The sequence below is a fragment of the Pullulanibacillus camelliae genome (assembly GCF_014642655.1).
Lineage (GTDB): Bacteria > Bacillota > Bacilli > Bacillales > Sporolactobacillaceae > Pullulanibacillus > Pullulanibacillus camelliae.
Map to the genome: position 1 here is coordinate 1 of NZ_BMIR01000006.1, position 17,002 is coordinate 17,002.

Here is a 17,002-nt window from a genome sequence, read left to right on the forward strand (position 1 = left end):
GGAACCAAGCGAAGACATTCGCGCGGTAGCTGGAAAAGCGTACAAATTTAGAGTGCCAGAAATACTGGGATGAATAGGGTACCGAGAAAAGTTTGACACAAACCAATTTATAACAATCATTGAGAGAATGACTATTCTATGCTATAATCTTTATATAGGATGTATAGGTGGTGCAGTATTCTAGTCAGTCCACCATTTCTGAGGGCGGGCCTAAAAATCCGCCAAAGGGCACATCGATGAAGTTCTTGGTATTGGCTTGGGGCGCCCAGCCTTGGGTCAATTCTGGGAGTAAAGAATGTAGGGCGATCCACAACGGCATGTGGGCGATGACCCTGCATTCGCGGAGACTTTGCTTGCCGCAGGAGCGAGCAAGCATTGGAAAACCTGCCTTTTATGGTCCGTTAGGGGATCGGGCAGCGTAGCCTGCCTTGAGTGGGTTTTGAGGGGATTAGGGTTTATGAAACAGCGCTTGTCGGCCAACAACGGTGGTTCATATCCTATGAAATCAAGCCTGCAAAAGAGGCTAGGAAATGGCAGCGGACTGCTTGAGGAAAACTCCTAGACTGTTCGTGTGACATTTAAAGGGGATTATAGTGCGGACTAAGTGGCGATCTAGTTCGATGTTCGGTGACGGCATCGGTAAAGCTTTAAATGGAAACTGCCAAAGTGGCGACGCTCTGGTAGCTTTACGGGAAAACCTACTGGACCTAAGCCGCAGCGTTTACTCTTTAAATGACCACCTAGTTACATAAGTTGGTCTATTAGGGGTTCATTAAAACCGATGAAAATTGATATACAAAAGTCGCTCAAATGGAGTGTTACAATTGCCGTTATCACGCTGGTGTTAGCGGCTATTTTTTCAGTGATATCCAATGCGATACTTGAGGGCGCCAATTGGGCAGTTGGCATTATGATCGTTTTTATCATTGTGCTGATTGGTGTCATCTTTGATATCATAGGGGTAGCCGCCACCGCAACAGACGAAAAACCATTCCATGCGATGGCTTCAGATAAAGTAAAGGGCGCCAAAAACGCCATTGCAATTGCCCGCAATGCTGACCGGGTGTCCAATTTTTGTAACGATGTGATCGGTGATATTTCAGGGGTTGTCAGTGGAACGGCTTCAGCGGTCGTTGTGCTTGAATTAGCGATTAGCATTGGTCAAGGCAACGATTCTCCTTCTCAATACGTCATCTCCGTTATTTTTACAAGTTTAACGGCAGCTGTTACTGTAGGAGGAAAGGCGCTAGGGAAGACATTGGCCATCAAGCACGCTACTCCAATCATCTTTCAGGTTGGGCGATTTTTTTATTTCCTTGAGCATAGGTTTCATATAAAGATTTTGAAAGATACTAAGACAAAGAAAAAGCATTTAAAAAAGAAGCAAAAAGTAAAGTGAGTGATCACTAATGGATTTAGAATCAATACAGAATCCGCAATTTCTAAAAAAATATACAAATGAAGAGCTTGAAGCCTTGGCGTTCGATATTCGCCAGTTTTTAATTGAGAAGCTGTCCATTCGAGGGGGACATATTGCATCTAATTTAGGTGTGGTTGAATTGACATTAACGCTTCATAAGCTTTTTAACAGTCCTAAAGACAAATTCTTATGGGATGTTGGGCATCAAGCCTATGTGCATAAAATTTTAACTGGACGCGCAGATCAATTCGACACCCTGCGTCAATACAAAGGACTATGTGGTTTCCCAAAAAGAAGTGAAAGCGAGCATGATGTGTGGGAGGCAGGGCATAGCTCTACTTCATTATCTGCAGCGATGGGAATGGCGATTGCCCGTGATTTGAAAGGCACAGATGAACACATCATTCCGATCATTGGTGACGGGGCGTTAACTGGAGGAATGGCCCTTGAGGCCCTTGATCATATTGGTCATGAACAGAAAAATATGATCATTATTCTGAACGACAATAAAATGTCCATTGCGCCTAACGTTGGAGCATTGAATAATATGCTCGGGCGTTTGCGGACAGCAGGAAAGTATCATAAGGTGAAAGAGGATTTGGAATACCTCATGAAAAAAATTCCGGCTTTTGGAGGACGATTGGCCGCGGCTGCCGAGCGCATCAAAGATACCGTCAAATACCTTTTGGTTTCGGGCGTCTTTTTTGAGGAATTGGGCATTACCTATTTAGGCCCTGTCGATGGTCATAATTTTGAGGATTTAGCCAGCCATTTGCGCTACGCTAAGAAATCAAAAGGGCCTGTCCTCGTTCACGTTTTGACGCAGAAAGGAAAAGGCTATAAACCAGCAGAAGCCGATGCTGTCGGAAGCTGGCATGGTGCTGGACCCTATAAAATCGAATCCGGTGCGTTTATCAAGCCGGTGCAATCTGCACCTTCATACAGCCAGGTCGTTGGGGATACGCTTACTGAACTGGCCAAAAAGGATGAGAAAATTGTCGTGGTCTCACCAGCAATGGTCGTTGGTTCCAAGTTACAAGGCTTCCAAAAAGCATTCCCTGATCGACTCTTTGATGTCGGGATTGCCGAGCAGCACGCAACAACCCTTGCTGCCGGATTGGCAACTCAAGACATGAAACCTGTTGTTTCGATTTATTCAACCTTTATGCAAAGGGCTTACGATCAGATTGTTCATGATGTTTGCAGACAAAATCTCGATGTACTCTTTACTGTTGATCGATCAGGGCTTGTTGGGGCTGATGGAGAGACGCATCAAGGCGTTTTTGATATTGCCTTTTTACGCAGCATTCCTAACATGTCGATCATGATGGGAAAAGACGAGAAAGAACTCCGTGACATGGTCGTAACAGCATTAGACAAGCCGCGTGGTCCTGTGTCTATTCGCTTACCTAGAGGGAATGGCTTAGGTGTATCTATGGATGAGGCTCCTGAAAGCATTCCATTTGGAACGTGGGAAGTGCTTCGCCGTGGACAGGATATGGCCATTCTTTCCTTTGGACCACTCTTACAAAATGCCCTTGAGGCTGCTAAACAGCTGCAGACCGTTGGCATATCTGCACGAGTGATCAATGCTCGCTTTATCAAACCAATGGATGAAGCGATGCTTGAAGAGCTAGCCCATGAGAGTATTCCTGTCATCACTATTGAAGAAGGTGTACTGAAAGGTGGCTTCGGCAGTGGAGTACTGGAATATTTCCATGGTGCGGGGCATCATCACATGAATGTTGACTGCATGGGTATTCCTGACCGTTTTATAGAACATGGTGCGGTGAAAGAGTTGCTTAAAGAAGTGGGGCTCACCACCGACGAAATCATTTTGAGAGCCAAAAAATTATTGCCCAAAACCACGCAAGAAAGGGCTTTGAAATAATGAAAGAACGGATTGATGTGCTGCTTGTACAGCAGGGGTTTTATGAATCACGAGAAAAGGCGCGGCGGGCAATAATGGCCGGCCTTGTTTTTCGTGAAAATGAACGGATAGATAAACCAGGGACCAAAATCGATGTCACAACATCTTTGCGTGTAAAGGGGGATCCCATTCCTTATGTCGGCAGAGGTGGGCTGAAGCTAGAAAAGGCACTCCGTGTTTTTCCTTTTTCAGTAGCGGGGAAAATCATGCTTGATATTGGAGCATCAACTGGTGGTTTTACGGATTGTGCACTGCAAAATGGTGCTTTGCGTGTCTATGCACTGGATGTTGGGTTTAATCAGCTTGCTTGGAAGCTAAGAAATGATGAGCGTGTCGTAGTAATGGAGCGCGTTAACTTTCGCTACGCAGAGCTTAAGGATTTTACTGAGGGCCGCCCGCAGATCGCAACTGCTGATGTCTCTTTTATTTCCTTAAAGAAAATTTTACCTCCTTTAAAGGAAATTTTGACTCCTGGTGGAGAGGTGATGGTTCTCGTTAAACCCCAATTTGAGGCGGGTAAAGAAGAAGTTGGGAAAAAGGGCATTGTACGTGATCAGAAGGTTCATCAGCGCGTTTTAGAGGATATGGTTACCTTTTGTATTGCTGAAGGCTATGCTGTCAAAGGACTAGATTACTCACCAGTAACAGGTGGAGAAGGCAATATTGAATTTTTGGCTTATCTTGAATGGACAGGCGCTGTTGAAAAGGGACAGGCGTTGTTGCCTCCAGAACGCATCACTGAAGTGGTGAGCGAGGCGCATTCGGCTCTTTTGGCGAAAGAATAGTTGAAATGTCATGGGAGAAGAACGTGGAAAGGGGAATTTGAGGGACATGCTTATAGAACTTCGCGTTGAAAATTTTGCGATTATTGAAAAGTTAAATGTCTCTTTTGAAAAAGGCTTGACGGTGATTACCGGTGAAACAGGTGCTGGAAAATCGATGCTTATCGATGCCATTACTTTATTGGTTGGTGGAAGAGGATCAGCGGAATATGTCAGGCACGGTGAATCCAAAGCAGAAATCGAGGCACTTTTTGAGGTATCACCTGAGCATCCGTGTCAGCATATTCTTGAGAGTATTGGCGTCGATGATGGGGATGAGCATATTATCCTGCGCAGACAGATCTATAGTAATGGAAAAAGTGTTTGCCGAATTAATGGGAAGATGGTGACCTTGTCCCATCTTCGTGAGGTGGGTCAGCATTTAATTGACATTCATGGTCAGCATGAGCATCAGGAGCTGATCCATCCTGAAAGCCATATCCAACTCCTTGATAAATTTGGTGGTCATACGCTTGAAAAATTGAAAAGTGATTATGAATGCTCTTTTAATGATGCGCGAGAGATCGCAAGCAAAATTCAGCAATTTAGCGATAGCGAACGGCATATCGCTCAAAGAATCGATCTTCTACGTTATCAAATTCAAGAAATTGAAGCCGCTAACCTCGAGGTTGAGGAAGAAGAGACGTTGCTTGATGAAAGACGTAAGCTCAATAATTTCGAAAGAATATATGATGCAGTTGCCGTTAGCTATGACGCGTTAAGTGGAGAGCAAAAAGGCTTGGATTGGATTAGAGCCTCGGTAAATGCTTTAGAAAACGTGCAAGAGCTTGAGGACGAAATAGGAAAAATTGCTGATGCCGTGTCCAACAGCTTTTATACATTAGAGGATCAGGTTTACCGCTTACGTGATTATTTAGATCAGATGGCTTATGATCCCGAACGCTTGGATATTGTTGAGTCAAGACTGAATGAAATCAACCATCTCAAAAGAAAATATGGGAAAACGATTGCGGATGTTTTGCAGTATTATCAAGACATCAAACAGGAATACGAAGCGTTGATTGATCGCGATCAAACCATTGAGGATCTTGATCAACAGCTTAAGCAACTCCTTCGTCACTTGAAAGAGAAGGCAACAAAGCTTTCAACTAGGCGTCAACAGGTAGCTGTTGAGCTCACAAAGGCGATTAATAGAGAGCTAAAGGATCTTTATATGGAAAAGGCCCGTTTCGATGTATCGATCAATCACAAGATAAAAGATCCAGAAAGCATGCACGCTTATCATAAATTGGGTATTGATCAAGTTGAATTTTATATTGCCACCAATCCTGGAGAACCCCTCAAGCCACTTGCCCGTATCGCCTCAGGCGGAGAAATGTCTCGGATTATGCTTGCTTTAAAATCACATTTTAAATCGTTCCAAGGTGTGACATCGATTATTTTTGATGAGGTCGATACAGGTGTGAGTGGACGTGTGGCTCAAGCAATGGCCGAGAAAATTTTCCAGCTCTCGCTTTCCTCGCAGATTTTTTGCATCACTCATTTACCTCAAGTCGCTGCGATGGCTGATCAGCACCTCTATATTGCAAAAACGGTTAAGGGTGATCGGACGATGACACGTGTCACCACACTAACGGAGGCTGATAAGGTCTCTGAAATCGCACGCATGATTTCTGGTGTGGAAATGACCGATCTGACGAAACAGCATGCTCACGAATTATTAGAACTGGCTAAGGATATTAAAAGATAACTTCCACCTGCTATCCACAATTGGATAGCATTTTTTCTTTGAGCTAGTTATAATTCTGCCCATTAAAGGCAAACTTATAAATGCAAGTAAAGGTGTAGGTTAGGGGCAGGGAGAGTGAATCATGTTGAAGTCGGAGGTAGTTAGACGCACGATTGGTTTGGTTCTCCTTGGCTTCTTAATAAGCCTAGGATTTTTTAAACCTGTACACAATTATCTTGTCATTCCACATCATATGACAATCTTCAGTCACCAAGCATCAGCGCTTTCATCGTTACCCAGTCACACACATCTATCGATAAAAGATCCGAAAGTCGTCTCTGTTAGTGGGAGTGCTGGACACACAGTTTCCGCTCAACATACTGGAACAACCGCAATGACCGTTTCTTCTGGTCATATTCCTATAAAAAAGGTGGACGTTCGTGTGCTGCCAGATATTCGATTAGTTCCTGGAGGAGAATCAATTGGAATTAAGTTGAATTCTGTAGGTGTTTTGGTTGTGGGCTATCATCTTGTCGACACAGAACAAGGAGAAAAATCTCCAGGAGAGACAGCCGGTGTTAAAGTCGGTGATATTATTACCAAAATCAATGATAAAAATATCGAAAAAATGGCTGATGTGAAAAATGCAATTACTGATGCGGGAGATAAGCCGCTAAAACTGGTGGTTTTACGTGATGACAATGTAAAAAAGAAACTGACTTTACAACCCCTTAAGGATAAAAATGACCAGCATTACCGCATTGGATTATATATTCGGGATTCAGCGGCTGGTATTGGGACAATGACCTTTTATGAACCAAAGTCAGGAAAGTACGGGGCCTTAGGCCATGTTATTTCAGATATTGATACCAAGGAACCAATTCATGTCTATAATGGCGAAATCGTAAGATCAACGGTGAGTGCTATTGATAAAGGAAAAGATGGACATCCTGGGGAAAAAATTGCTTCATTTCCTGCCAATGAAAAGCCGATAGGGAATGTCAATAAAAATACCCCTTTTGGAATTTTTGGGAAGCTCAATCATGGACTCTCCAACGGTATTATGAAAAAGGGACTGCCTATCGCTTTAGAGGATGAAGTGAAGGAAGGACCTGCAAAAATTTTAACGGTTGTTGATGGCAAAAAAGTCCAAGCCTTTGATGTCACTGTTTTGAATTCGGTAAAGCAGGATATTCCAGCAACAAAGGGATTAGTCATTAAAGTCACTGATCCTGAGCTGCTGAATAAGACAGGTGGAATTGTTCAAGGGATGAGTGGCAGTCCTATCATTCAAAATGGCAAAATTATCGGTGCTGTGACTCATGTCTTTGTGAATGATCCAACATCCGGTTATGGCTGTCATATCGAATGGATGTTAAAGGAAGCTGGCATCGACATTTATAAAGATCAGGCAAAAAAGAAAGAAGCGAGCTAAGTAAAAAGCTCGTTTTCTTTTTTTGTCTACTGATAAGAGTATATGAATTTTTGATGTTGATGAGTGGAGCGTGTAGCAATCCACTTTTCCGAAACAAAAGCTGTAAAAGGACAAAACTCCTGGGACCATCTGAATATGTGATTTTAAAACTCCTATCAGGAGTACCAATAAGAAACGCAGGGGGTTAAGACGAGATGTCACATAAATGCCGTCAAAAAGGTATAAGCCGCCGTCGGGATAAATATATTATTGTAGTAAATCATTGACTTTTGACTTGAAGTCTTATTTATCCTCCCTTTTTCTTTAAAATTTTTTTCGACAAAATCCGTATTTTATTTTGTTGCATGGTCATTTAAATATCGAAATATGGCAAATAAAGTCGATTACCACGTGTCATTTTTGTTAAATAGAGGAAATTAAATTTGGGGAATTTGCTTATTTCTATTGGTTCTTAGCGTATTTTGTCGAAGAAAGGATGACCGTCTTTGCTTTTATAAAAAGCGTAAAAGAAAAAGGGAATTACAAAGAATTGTCGAAGTTGTTTACAGAGCAAAAAAGTTATTGGGGAGGAACATGACATTGGAAAAGATCCGAGTATGTTTGACTGATGATAATCAAGAACTTATTCATCTAATACAGGAGTATTGCACGACTACTGATGACATAGAAGTGGTTGGTACAGCAAACAACGGTCAGGATTGCTTAGCAGTTGTTAAAGAAACAAATCCAGACATCTTAGTATTGGATATTATCATGCCACATCTTGATGGATTAGGTGTGCTTGAAGCGATGCGTTCGGATGCTTCTTCACCTCAGCCGAGCGTTATTATGCTCACGGCTTTTGGGCAAGAGGACGTCACCAAAAAGGCTGTGGAACTAGGTGCCGCCTATTTTATTCTTAAGCCCTTTGACATTGAGAACCTCATCAATAATATTCGTCAGGTCTATGGGAAAAAGATGCCGACATTCACACCTGCACGATCTCAAATGACTAAGAGTACCTCTGCACCTAAAAAGTCACAAAACTTAGATGCTAATATTACTAGCATTATTCATGAAATTGGTGTCCCTGCTCATATTAAGGGTTATATGTATTTACGAGAAGCAATTTCTATGGTGTATAACGATATCGAGCTCCTTGGCTCCATCACTAAAGTCCTTTATCCAGACATCGCCAAAAAATATAAAACCACCTCGAGCCGTGTAGAACGAGCGATTCGTCACGCTATTGAAGTAGCTTGGAGCCGCGGCAATATCGATTCCATCTCCGACCTGTTTGGCTATACCGTTTCCATGTCCAAAGCCAAGCCAACCAACTCAGAGTTCATTGCCATGGTGGCTGATAAGCTTCGGATTGAACATAAGGCAGGATAAATCGGGGACTACATAAGAATTTAAGATGTTTGTAACTATTTTAAAAGCAATCAAACGCCTGCAGATGGGGTTGATCCCATTTGCAGGTGTTTTTTATACCACCAGAAGTTTTTTTTGCTTTCACTACCTGAGGCTTGGGGTTGAGCAAAGCTTTTAATATTATTAGATGGTGAAATGATCCATAAAAGATAGGGGGAAGCTGATGACTTGATAACGCCTGCAGCTTTTAAGGGATGTATTGCTTCATAGTGGGTGGCAACATCAAGAGTCAATTCAATGTTGCTAAAGAATTATCCGAATAGGAATTAGAAGAACTGGAGTCTGACATGGATAAATACATTGCACATTTAAGCTGGGAAAAGGCAGCTCGCTGAACAGAAGAGTGCCTCGATTAAGAAGGTCTCAAAAATTGGTAAATATTTGTAGGTTGAGCAGATAGGGGTTTTAAGTATTGGCTTAAGCTTGATAAGACGCGAGATTGCTGGAGAAGTGATCAGTTGCGATAGGTGACAGGAAACATTTACATGAAGATTTGCTCCCGATCTTCATGTAAGATTGTTCATATGAAAAATTAATTTATTCAAATGGGAGATGGAAGAATGGCTACCAATACGACAGTGAAAAGCCATGTTGTACAAATGGATGTGAAAGCAGTTGTTTCATTTGAGATCACTAGCGAAAGTAAAACTCAGGCGAGTCTTGAAGCTCAAGCAGCATTAGATGAACTTCTTACATATTTAGCCGCTCATCAAGAGATCACACTTTCAAATGGAAAAACAGTCAAATTAAATGTACAGCATAGTGAAATTGAGCCTTTTACTAAAGTACGTGAAGCAGACAATCAGAAGTGAATGGCTTGAATTACTCCCACTAGAGGAGTAATTTTTTACACTAATAATTTGTATACAAACTATATTTACACAAATTAAATTTGGTGATACACTATAAAAGGGTTAAATAAGAACGCAGATAAAAGGGGTAGGCTGATGGATCAGAGCAAAGATATGAGTTTTTTGGATGAAGAGATTGGTTTTAATACTGTGAGAACTAGTAAATACATTACGCGTCTCTTAAATCAACACTTAAAGTCCTATGGATTGACTGCTGAACAATGGACAGTTCTTAAACGCTTGCATCAGAGGGGAAATATGAGTCAAAAACATCTGTCTGAAGCCTCGGATAAGGATCAAGCCACTGTCACAAAAATTTTGGACCTGCTTGAGGCGGGGGAATTCCTAGAAAGAAAGAGGAATCCGGAGGATCGGCGCTCTTTTGTAATTGGCTTAACAAAAAAAGGAGAAGCCTTGACTGAACAGCTTTATTGTGAAGTGGACAGTGTCTTTCAAAAGATTGTTAACGGCATCTCTGAGAAGGATATTGACACTTACCGACAGGTTTTAAGCAAGCTTCATCGTAATATGAAATCATTGATCTAGTGAGTATGGAAAGGAAGTCATCATGAAGGAACAAAAAGTAAAATTATGGACCGGACAGTTTGTGACTATTGTTTTAACCACCTTTATTTTCTTTTTATGTTTGATGTCACTTACTGCTGGTTTTCCAGTTTTTGAAACAGCATTGACAGGAAGTTCGTCAAAGGGTGGATTCATGACCACCTTTTTTATGTTAGGGGCCATTCTTACCCGACCGTTTATCGGTGTCCTTGTCCACAAAATTGATATTAAAGTCACGATGTTATTCACGCTTACCTTTGTTATTGTTACGCTTTTCTTGAGCATTGGCCGTGAATCTTTTACTTTGCTCGTTATTATTCGTATTTTTCAAGGAGTATCATTTGGGATCATCACGACCCTTTTAGCCACTGTGGCGACACAAATTTTGCCACAGAAACGCTTTGGTGAAGGGATCGGTTACTTTGGAATGGCGACAAGTCTAGGGACGAGCTTAGCTCCGATGCTGGCGTTAACGCTTATTCATGCTACATCATTTAATGGACTCTTGCTAGTAACCATTGGCTTTGCCATCATCTGTTTCATCGGTAGCTTCTTCGTTAGAGATACCCATGCGATGACTGCCATTGATTCTCATCAAATAAAGGGCTCGCTCGTTTCTTATATGTTTGATAAGAAAGCTTTTTTACCAACCTTTCTTGTGATGCTCTTTTATATCACCTTTGGTGGCATCGTGAACTTTATCGATGGTCTAGGACATGAGGCACATATTGAGGATCATATTTCTTCCTTTTTCTTAGTGACTGCCATTGCTATGATTGTCATCCGACCTTTTTCGGGTAGGATTTTTGATCGTCTCGGACATAAATTCTTGATTCTTCCAGCCGCTGTGTTTGGGTTGATCGGTTTGTTCTTGCTGTCCATCACAGAATCAACACTGCTGTTAGTGGTTGCTGCTGGTTTTTATGGTCTTGCTTATGGTGTGATTCAACCCACGCTGCAGGCTTGGGCGGTGAGTCGGGTATCAGCAGATAAAAAGGGAACAGCGAATGCGATGACCTTAAGCTGTATGGATTTAGGCATGGCGATTGGTGCTGCTTCTTTAGGCACTGTTGCTGATAAAATGAATTTCCATAAAATGTTCGGCGCCTCATCGGTACTAATTGTTCTCCTCATTGTTATATATGCGATTTACACCTTTGGTCGGGCGCGTAAGGCGCACATGCAGGCTCAGGAGGAAGCGGTTTAAAAATAGTAGAAAGTAAAAGATGCTGTCCGAATAGGGCACATCTTTTTTGTACTATAAGAATTTATAATTTTGCTGACGCTCTCAAAGGAAGATCGTATAAGTCGGGCTTTGACTTCACCACCTGAGGCTTGCGGGCACCCTAAGTGTGTGATTTGCAAAAATCACATCAGGAGTACCAGCGAAGGGGTGCAAGCTAAGTTTTCTAAAAAGATAATAAAGTTTAAAATTTCTGTTTATGAGGGCGGTGCGCGATTCCGCTCCAGGCCGCTCGCTTTCCGCGGGAAAGTGGTAAGCCTCCTCGCGCTTCGCACTGCTAAGGTCTTACCGATCTCCCACTTCTGCAGGACTCTAGTCTCCGCATCAAGAGTCAGCGGCGTCCGCGGAACATACGATTTTAGAGTGTTCCGAATCGCGCGCCTTGCGCTCCCATCCACTTGATCAGGCAATGAAGCCTCTTTCATATTGGATGATGCTCTATACTAAGGACAAGGACTGGGCACGCTTTTCGCCCGGTTTTCTTACTCTTCTTATTGAGGTGAACGCTCGAAGTGTTCTTGATTGGGATTTTCTTCGTGATAAAAGACCGTGCGTCCGGGGACGGCAAGTTGAACATGATGTGCTTCTAGTATTTTCAGGATGTTTAAGTTGATCTGTTCGCGAATGTTTAGCCATTCCTTCCAAACGGTTGTCGTAGTAAAGAAATAGAGCAGGATATTAAAGCCTGTCGTATTCATCTCTTGTAAATAAACGTAAATAGCCTCTTGATGGACCGCTTCGTTTTGTTTAAGATACGCTCGGATGTCTGTTAAACAGCGCTCGATTTGCTGACGAGGCGTGCGGATATCGAGTTCAATATTAAAGGTCAATTGCCGCTTTTCCATTCGTGACCAATTGATGATCGCTTCGTTTGCCAGAGTTGAATTGGGAATGGTAACGAGCGCATCTGCAAAGGTTCGGACTTTGGTCGATCGGAAAGAAATGTCTTCGATCGTCCCTTCAACGCTTGGGGTCTGCACCCAATCTCCGATCGTAAAGGGAGTTTCGGTAATAATGATAAACCCCCCGAATAAATTGCTGACGGTATCTTTAGCCGCCAATGAAATGGCCAAGCCAGCAAGACCTAAACCAGCTACGAATCCATTGATGCTATAGCCCCATTCCGAAAGAATCATCGTGAGCATCAACGCGAATACAATAAATTTTAAAATTTTTGTTATAAAGGGAATGACGATCCGATCGAATTGAAGATTGAGTTTATGACTAAAGTGCCCAAACAGTTTTTCTGTAGAATTCGTTAACTGAAAAAGGGCAACGCCAATGCAAATCACAATGGCCGTGCGGTAGAGATGGCCAATAACGTGAGCAGCAGAGGCTGGAAAAGCGAGATATTTAAAGGATAGATAAAGGCCAGACAAGGCAATTAAAAAATAAAGCGGTCTATTGATGGCCTTGATCAGATCATCATCAAAAGTATTGCGCGTTCTTTTTGTAAAATGCGTCAAAATTTTTATGATGAGTGATGTCAACGGTTTACCTAAAAAAAGAAAGATCATCAAAATAATGAAAGAGATGAGACCATCCTTCCAAGTGAGGTGTCCCGCCCAATCGAGAATGTCTTGAGTCATCGTGGTCCTCCATTTCTTGGGATGTTATTTCAGCTTTTTTCTTTTAGAGGGATGAAAGCGGTCAGCCACATAATTTCTTTTTCTATCTCTGTAAAAGATCCAGCCCCCAACAAAAGCAATACCGAGGATAAAGAGTAACAGTCCTCCAATAAATTGTGACCATAGATGCGAGAAGGGGGCATGGACGATATCAAAAAAAGTATCTCGCATTAACTTGACTCCAATGACCGCAGCAGCAATAGGTAGCAATATAATAATCAAGGCGATGAATCGTGTCATAATTTTCCCCTTTTGATATTTTAATGATAAATCCTATAGATCCAGCTGTCATCGAATGATGGGCCATTGCTCGGTAGATGGACAACAGATCGCTACATTAGAAGGTGATTGTGATAGCGCTAAAAGCCTTTCAGAAAACACCCTCTTTAAATATTTTAACGAATCAAGCGGTGTGTGTCCATTTGTGCACTGATCAGTTATTAGGTACAATGAAATATGAAAACTTTTGCAGATGGTGGTGAATGAAGCGGTGAAATCCATCGTCCTCATTGGTGGCGGTAAGCATAGCTTATACATATTGCAAACCCTCTTAAACATTGAGGGGTTAAAAATTGTCGGTGTTGTGGACAAGGATGCACAATCCCCGGCATTACAATTAGCGAGAGAACATGGCATTTCAACCGGTCCACGTTGGCAAAGTTTTATCACAGACACGATTGATACCATCATCAATGCCCATAGCGATCGGTTGTATAGAGTCTTACAGAAATATGTCTCCTATAAAACTGTTGTTATTCCATTTAGTGTTGTCAGGATTATGACAGAGTTAATGGAGGAAAAAGAGGTCCTTATTCAAAAGATCAAGGAACAAAGTAAACAGCAGCGTTTGATTTTATCACAAACGCATGATGGGATGCTGGCGATTAATAAGGAAGGCAGGATTACGATTTTGAATCCGCGCGCTGAAAAAATGATGCGTCTCAAAAGTGAGACAGTCATTGGGCAGAAAGTGGAGGATGTCATATCATCCACTCAGCTTCCACGGGTCTTACAGACGAAAGAGCCTGAATTTAATCAGGAACAGACCTTGGAGAACGGTGATAAAATCATAACCACGCGCCTGCCGATGCTAGCCGATGATGGGAGTCTACTTGGCGCCTTTGCTGTATTCAAGGATATTACAGACATTCAAGAAATGGCCGAAGAAGTGACAAATCTGAAGAGTATTCAGACCATGCTCCATGCGATTATTCAGTCATCTGAAGAAGCTATTACTGTAGTTGATGAAAAAGGGAACGGCTTGTTAATCAATCCCGCCTATACAAGATTAACAGGTTTAAGGGAAGCTGATGTGATCGGTAAACCAGCAAGTATTGATATTTCTGAGGGAGAAAGCATGCACATGCATGTTTTAAAAACACGTCAGCCTGTTAGAGGCGCGCGCATGAAGGTTGGCCAAGCCAAGCGCGATGTCATCGTCAATGTAGCTCCTATTATCGTTAATGATGAACTGAAAGGGAGCGTAGGTGTGATTCAGGATGTATCAGAAATGAGTCAGCTTAATAAGGAGCTAGATCGAGCAAAAGAAATCATTCGGACATTAGAGGCGAAATATACTTTTGCTGATATCATTGGGGAGTCTGAGCCAATCAAAGTGATGATTGAACAGGCGCGGCTTGCTGCAAACGTCCCTATCAATATTTTGTTGAGAGGGGAATCGGGAACAGGGAAGGAATTATTTGCTCATGCGATTCATAATGCGAGCAGGCGGCGACTCCAAAAATTTATTCGCGTCAATTGCGCTGCGATCTCTGAATCGCTCCTAGAAAGTGAGATGTTTGGCTATGAAGAAGGAGCGTTTTCTGGTGCCAAGAAGGGTGGAAAACGAGGGTATTTTGAAGAAGCAAACGGGGGCAGTATTTTTCTTGATGAAATTGCTGAGCTTTCTCCCCAAATGCAGGCCAAGCTTTTACGCGTTTTACAGGAAAATGAAATTGTCCGGGTCGGAGGAACCAAGCCCATTCCTATTGATGTCAGAATCATCACTGCGACAAATGTTGATTTGGAGAGCCGGATTGCCGAGAAACGCTTTAGAGAAGATCTTTACTATCGCTTGAATCGCATGCCCATTTTCATCCCTCCACTTAGGCATCGCAAGGAGGATATCCTTTTATTAGCTCAGCATTTGATTAAAAAAATCAATCAAGACTTTGGGCGAAATGTGGAGACCATCTCTGAAGAGGCAATTGAAAAGTTAAAAGATTATGATTGGCCAGGAAATGTTCGTGAATTGGAAAATATTTTAGGGCGCGCTGTTATTCATATGAATGTGAATGAAACGGAGATTGGGCTAATGCATTTACCCCCTTTAGCACTGAAGGTGCCTGAAAAGGATGAGATTGCCTTTCCTAAAGAAGTCAGAACGTCATCACTTCCGTTAACTGACCAATTACAAGCGGTCGAGCAAGAGATTATTAAGCAAACCTATGAAGAGATGGGATACAACAAGACAAAAACCGCTCAGGCCTTAGGCATTTCTGTTCGCAACCTATATTATAAAATGGAGAAATTACAGATTGACAAAAGTAACCTGCAATAATTTTCTTATTATGAAGAAATTTGCATGGTTGTGAGTGCTACATGTCTTTATTTTTAAGAAATAAATATTGGTATGGTTTTTGCATGTTCATAAATGGATGAGTAACTAGTGATACTAATAGATAACCTCGTCGCTGAAGAGTGCAGCCCCACTCAGGACACTTTAACTGGGGTGACATCTAAGGAGGATATGTTAAATGGAAATAATGAAATATATGGAGAAATATGATTATGAACAGCTTGTTGTATGCCAAGATAAGGCGTCTGGACTTAAAGCCTTTATTGCCATCCACGATACGACATTGGGACCGGCTCTTGGGGGGTTAAGAATGTGGACCTATCAATCTGAAGATGCTGCGATTGAAGATGCGCTGCGCTTAGCGCGTGGCATGACCTATAAAAATGCTGCAGCGGGTTTAAATCTTGGCGGTGGAAAAACCGTGATTATGGGTGACCCGCGAAAGGATAAAAATGAAGCGATGTTTCGTGCATTAGGTCGCTTTATTCAAGGATTAAACGGTCGGTATATCACGGCTGAAGATGTTGGGACAACTGTAGAAGATATGGATATTATTCACCAAGAAACCAATTACGTTACAGGGATTTCTCCAGCGTTTGGCTCCTCTGGTAATCCATCTCCTGTCACTGCTTACGGTGTCTATAAAGGGATGAAGGCTGCTGCAAAGGTTGCTTTCGGCAGTGATTCACTTGAGGGAAAAACCATAGCTGTACAAGGTGTTGGTCATGTCGCTTTTATCCTATGTGAATGGCTCCATAAAGAGGGCGCCAAGCTTATAGTCACTGATATCAATAAAGAGGCTGTGCAAAAAGCAGTTGAGGCTTTTGATGCTAAGGCGGTAGATCCAGATGATATCTATGGTGTTGAATGCGATATCTTTGCCCCTTGCGCATTAGGAGCGATTGTCAATGATGACACCATTCCACAATTAAAAGCAAAAGTGATTGCTGGAAGTGCCAATAACCAATTAAAAGAAGAACGTCATGGGGATATCATTCATGAGAAAGGCATTGTTTATGCACCGGATTATGTCATTAATGCTGGCGGTGTCATTAATGTTGCTGATGAATTATTAGGTTATCATCGCGATCGTGCCATGAAAAAGGTAGAAGGACTTTATGATAGCTTGATTAAGATCTTTGATATTGCAATGCGTGATAACATTGCAACGTATAGAGCAGCGGATCGACTTGCAGAAGAAAGAATCGCGACCATTCATCAATCCAGAAGCACCTTCTTACAAAACAGTAAGCATTTGCTCTCATCTCGATAAATGTTCATGGCTGGCGGGAGTCATCCTCTTCCCGCTAGTCTACCTTTTATATTCTCACTTCCTAATGCATCATCATAATCCTTGTGTGTTTCGCTTTTCCACTATACATAATCAAGCATTGAATGAAGATCTATATCTGTACGTGCTATGACAATG

The 17,002-nt window shown here is 42.1% G+C and carries 14 protein-coding genes; 12 read left to right on the forward strand and 2 right to left on the reverse strand.

The window, feature by feature from the left end:
* The first annotated feature begins 170 nt into the window (after positions 1-170).
* The 10 genes from IEW82_RS07570 to IEW82_RS07615 all read left to right on the forward strand — a co-directional run bounded on the left by IEW82_RS07570 (position 171) and on the right by IEW82_RS07615 (position 11,331).
* The gene (locus tag IEW82_RS07570; RefSeq protein ID WP_188692376.1) at positions 171-422 is read left to right on the forward strand and encodes a hypothetical protein; all 252 of its coding nucleotides are present in this window, start codon (positions 171-173) and stop codon (positions 420-422) included.
* Positions 423-781: 359 nt separating this feature from the next.
* Positions 782-1,399: a hypothetical protein gene (locus IEW82_RS07575; RefSeq protein WP_188691724.1), complete on the forward strand. Its 618-nt coding sequence runs from the start codon at positions 782-784 to the stop codon at positions 1,397-1,399.
* Positions 1,400-1,409: 10 nt separating this feature from the next.
* The gene (dxs, locus tag IEW82_RS07580) at positions 1,410-3,311 is read left to right on the forward strand and encodes a 1-deoxy-D-xylulose-5-phosphate synthase (RefSeq protein ID WP_188691727.1); all 1,902 of its coding nucleotides are present in this window, start codon (positions 1,410-1,412) and stop codon (positions 3,309-3,311) included.
* Positions 3,311-4,135, forward strand: a complete 825-nt coding sequence (locus IEW82_RS07585; RefSeq protein ID WP_188691730.1) for a TlyA family RNA methyltransferase — start codon at positions 3,311-3,313, stop codon at positions 4,133-4,135. Before dxs ends, IEW82_RS07585 begins: the two co-directional genes overlap by 1 nt.
* 46 nt (positions 4,136-4,181) lie before the next feature.
* Positions 4,182-5,882, forward strand: a complete 1,701-nt coding sequence (recN, locus tag IEW82_RS07590; protein ID WP_188691732.1) for a DNA repair protein RecN — start codon at positions 4,182-4,184, stop codon at positions 5,880-5,882.
* A gap of 124 nt (positions 5,883-6,006) precedes the next feature.
* Entirely contained in the window at positions 6,007-7,296 is a 1,290-nt protein-coding gene (gene spoIVB / locus IEW82_RS07595; protein ID WP_188692314.1) for a SpoIVB peptidase, read from the forward strand.
* 579 nt (positions 7,297-7,875) lie between these two features.
* Entirely contained in the window at positions 7,876-8,670 is a 795-nt protein-coding gene (spo0A, locus tag IEW82_RS07600) for a sporulation transcription factor Spo0A (RefSeq protein ID WP_229672429.1), read from the forward strand.
* 599 nt (positions 8,671-9,269) lie between these two features.
* Positions 9,270-9,521 (forward strand): hypothetical protein, encoded by a 252-nt coding sequence (locus IEW82_RS07605; protein ID WP_188691739.1) that lies wholly within the window; start codon positions 9,270-9,272, stop codon positions 9,519-9,521.
* A 135-nt stretch (positions 9,522-9,656) separates the two neighbouring features.
* Positions 9,657-10,106 (forward strand): MarR family winged helix-turn-helix transcriptional regulator, encoded by a 450-nt coding sequence (locus IEW82_RS07610; protein WP_188691742.1) that lies wholly within the window; start codon positions 9,657-9,659, stop codon positions 10,104-10,106.
* A gap of 22 nt (positions 10,107-10,128) precedes the next feature.
* On the forward strand, positions 10,129-11,331 hold the full coding sequence (locus tag IEW82_RS07615; RefSeq protein WP_188691746.1) for an MFS transporter: 1,203 nt from the start codon (positions 10,129-10,131) through the stop codon (positions 11,329-11,331).
* A gap of 527 nt (positions 11,332-11,858) precedes the next feature.
* On the opposite strand, the gene IEW82_RS07620 is transcribed toward IEW82_RS07615, so the two are convergent.
* Both IEW82_RS07620 and IEW82_RS07625 read right to left on the reverse strand, forming a co-directional pair.
* On the reverse strand, positions 11,859-12,956 hold the full coding sequence (locus tag IEW82_RS07620) for a mechanosensitive ion channel family protein (RefSeq protein ID WP_188691749.1): 1,098 nt from the start codon (positions 12,954-12,956) through the stop codon (positions 11,859-11,861).
* Between the two features lie 24 nt (positions 12,957-12,980).
* Positions 12,981-13,235: a DUF2627 domain-containing protein gene (locus tag IEW82_RS07625; protein WP_188691752.1), complete on the reverse strand. Its 255-nt coding sequence runs from the start codon at positions 13,233-13,235 to the stop codon at positions 12,981-12,983.
* Between the two features lie 250 nt (positions 13,236-13,485).
* On the opposite strand from IEW82_RS07625, the gene IEW82_RS07630 reads away from it, so the two are divergent.
* Positions 13,486-15,555: a sigma-54 interaction domain-containing protein gene (locus IEW82_RS07630; protein ID WP_229672435.1), complete on the forward strand. Its 2,070-nt coding sequence runs from the start codon at positions 13,486-13,488 to the stop codon at positions 15,553-15,555.
* A gap of 196 nt (positions 15,556-15,751) precedes the next feature.
* The gene (locus tag IEW82_RS07635) at positions 15,752-16,846 is read left to right on the forward strand and encodes a Leu/Phe/Val dehydrogenase (RefSeq protein WP_188691758.1); all 1,095 of its coding nucleotides are present in this window, start codon (positions 15,752-15,754) and stop codon (positions 16,844-16,846) included.
* The last annotated feature ends 156 nt before the right edge of the window (positions 16,847-17,002 follow it).

Bases quoted from the DNA above. Each gene is read 5' to 3' on its own strand.
- IEW82_RS07585 (WP_188691730.1), top strand. From the start codon at position 3,311: ATGAAAGAACGGATTGATGTGCTGCTTGTACAGCAGGGGTTTTATGAA.
- IEW82_RS07625 (WP_188691752.1), bottom strand. From the start codon at position 13,235: ATGACACGATTCATCGCCTTGATTATTATATTGCTACCTATTGCTGCT.
- IEW82_RS07575 (WP_188691724.1), top strand. From the start codon at position 782: ATGAAAATTGATATACAAAAGTCGCTCAAATGGAGTGTTACAATTGCC.
- IEW82_RS07635 (WP_188691758.1), top strand. From the start codon at position 15,752: ATGGAAATAATGAAATATATGGAGAAATATGATTATGAACAGCTTGTT.
- dxs (WP_188691727.1), top strand. From the start codon at position 1,410: ATGGATTTAGAATCAATACAGAATCCGCAATTTCTAAAAAAATATACA.
- IEW82_RS07620 (WP_188691749.1), bottom strand. From the start codon at position 12,956: ATGACTCAAGACATTCTCGATTGGGCGGGACACCTCACTTGGAAGGAT.
- IEW82_RS07615 (WP_188691746.1), top strand. From the start codon at position 10,129: ATGAAGGAACAAAAAGTAAAATTATGGACCGGACAGTTTGTGACTATT.
- recN (WP_188691732.1), top strand. From the start codon at position 4,182: ATGCTTATAGAACTTCGCGTTGAAAATTTTGCGATTATTGAAAAGTTA.
- IEW82_RS07610 (WP_188691742.1), top strand. From the start codon at position 9,657: ATGGATCAGAGCAAAGATATGAGTTTTTTGGATGAAGAGATTGGTTTT.
- IEW82_RS07605 (WP_188691739.1), top strand. From the start codon at position 9,270: ATGGCTACCAATACGACAGTGAAAAGCCATGTTGTACAAATGGATGTG.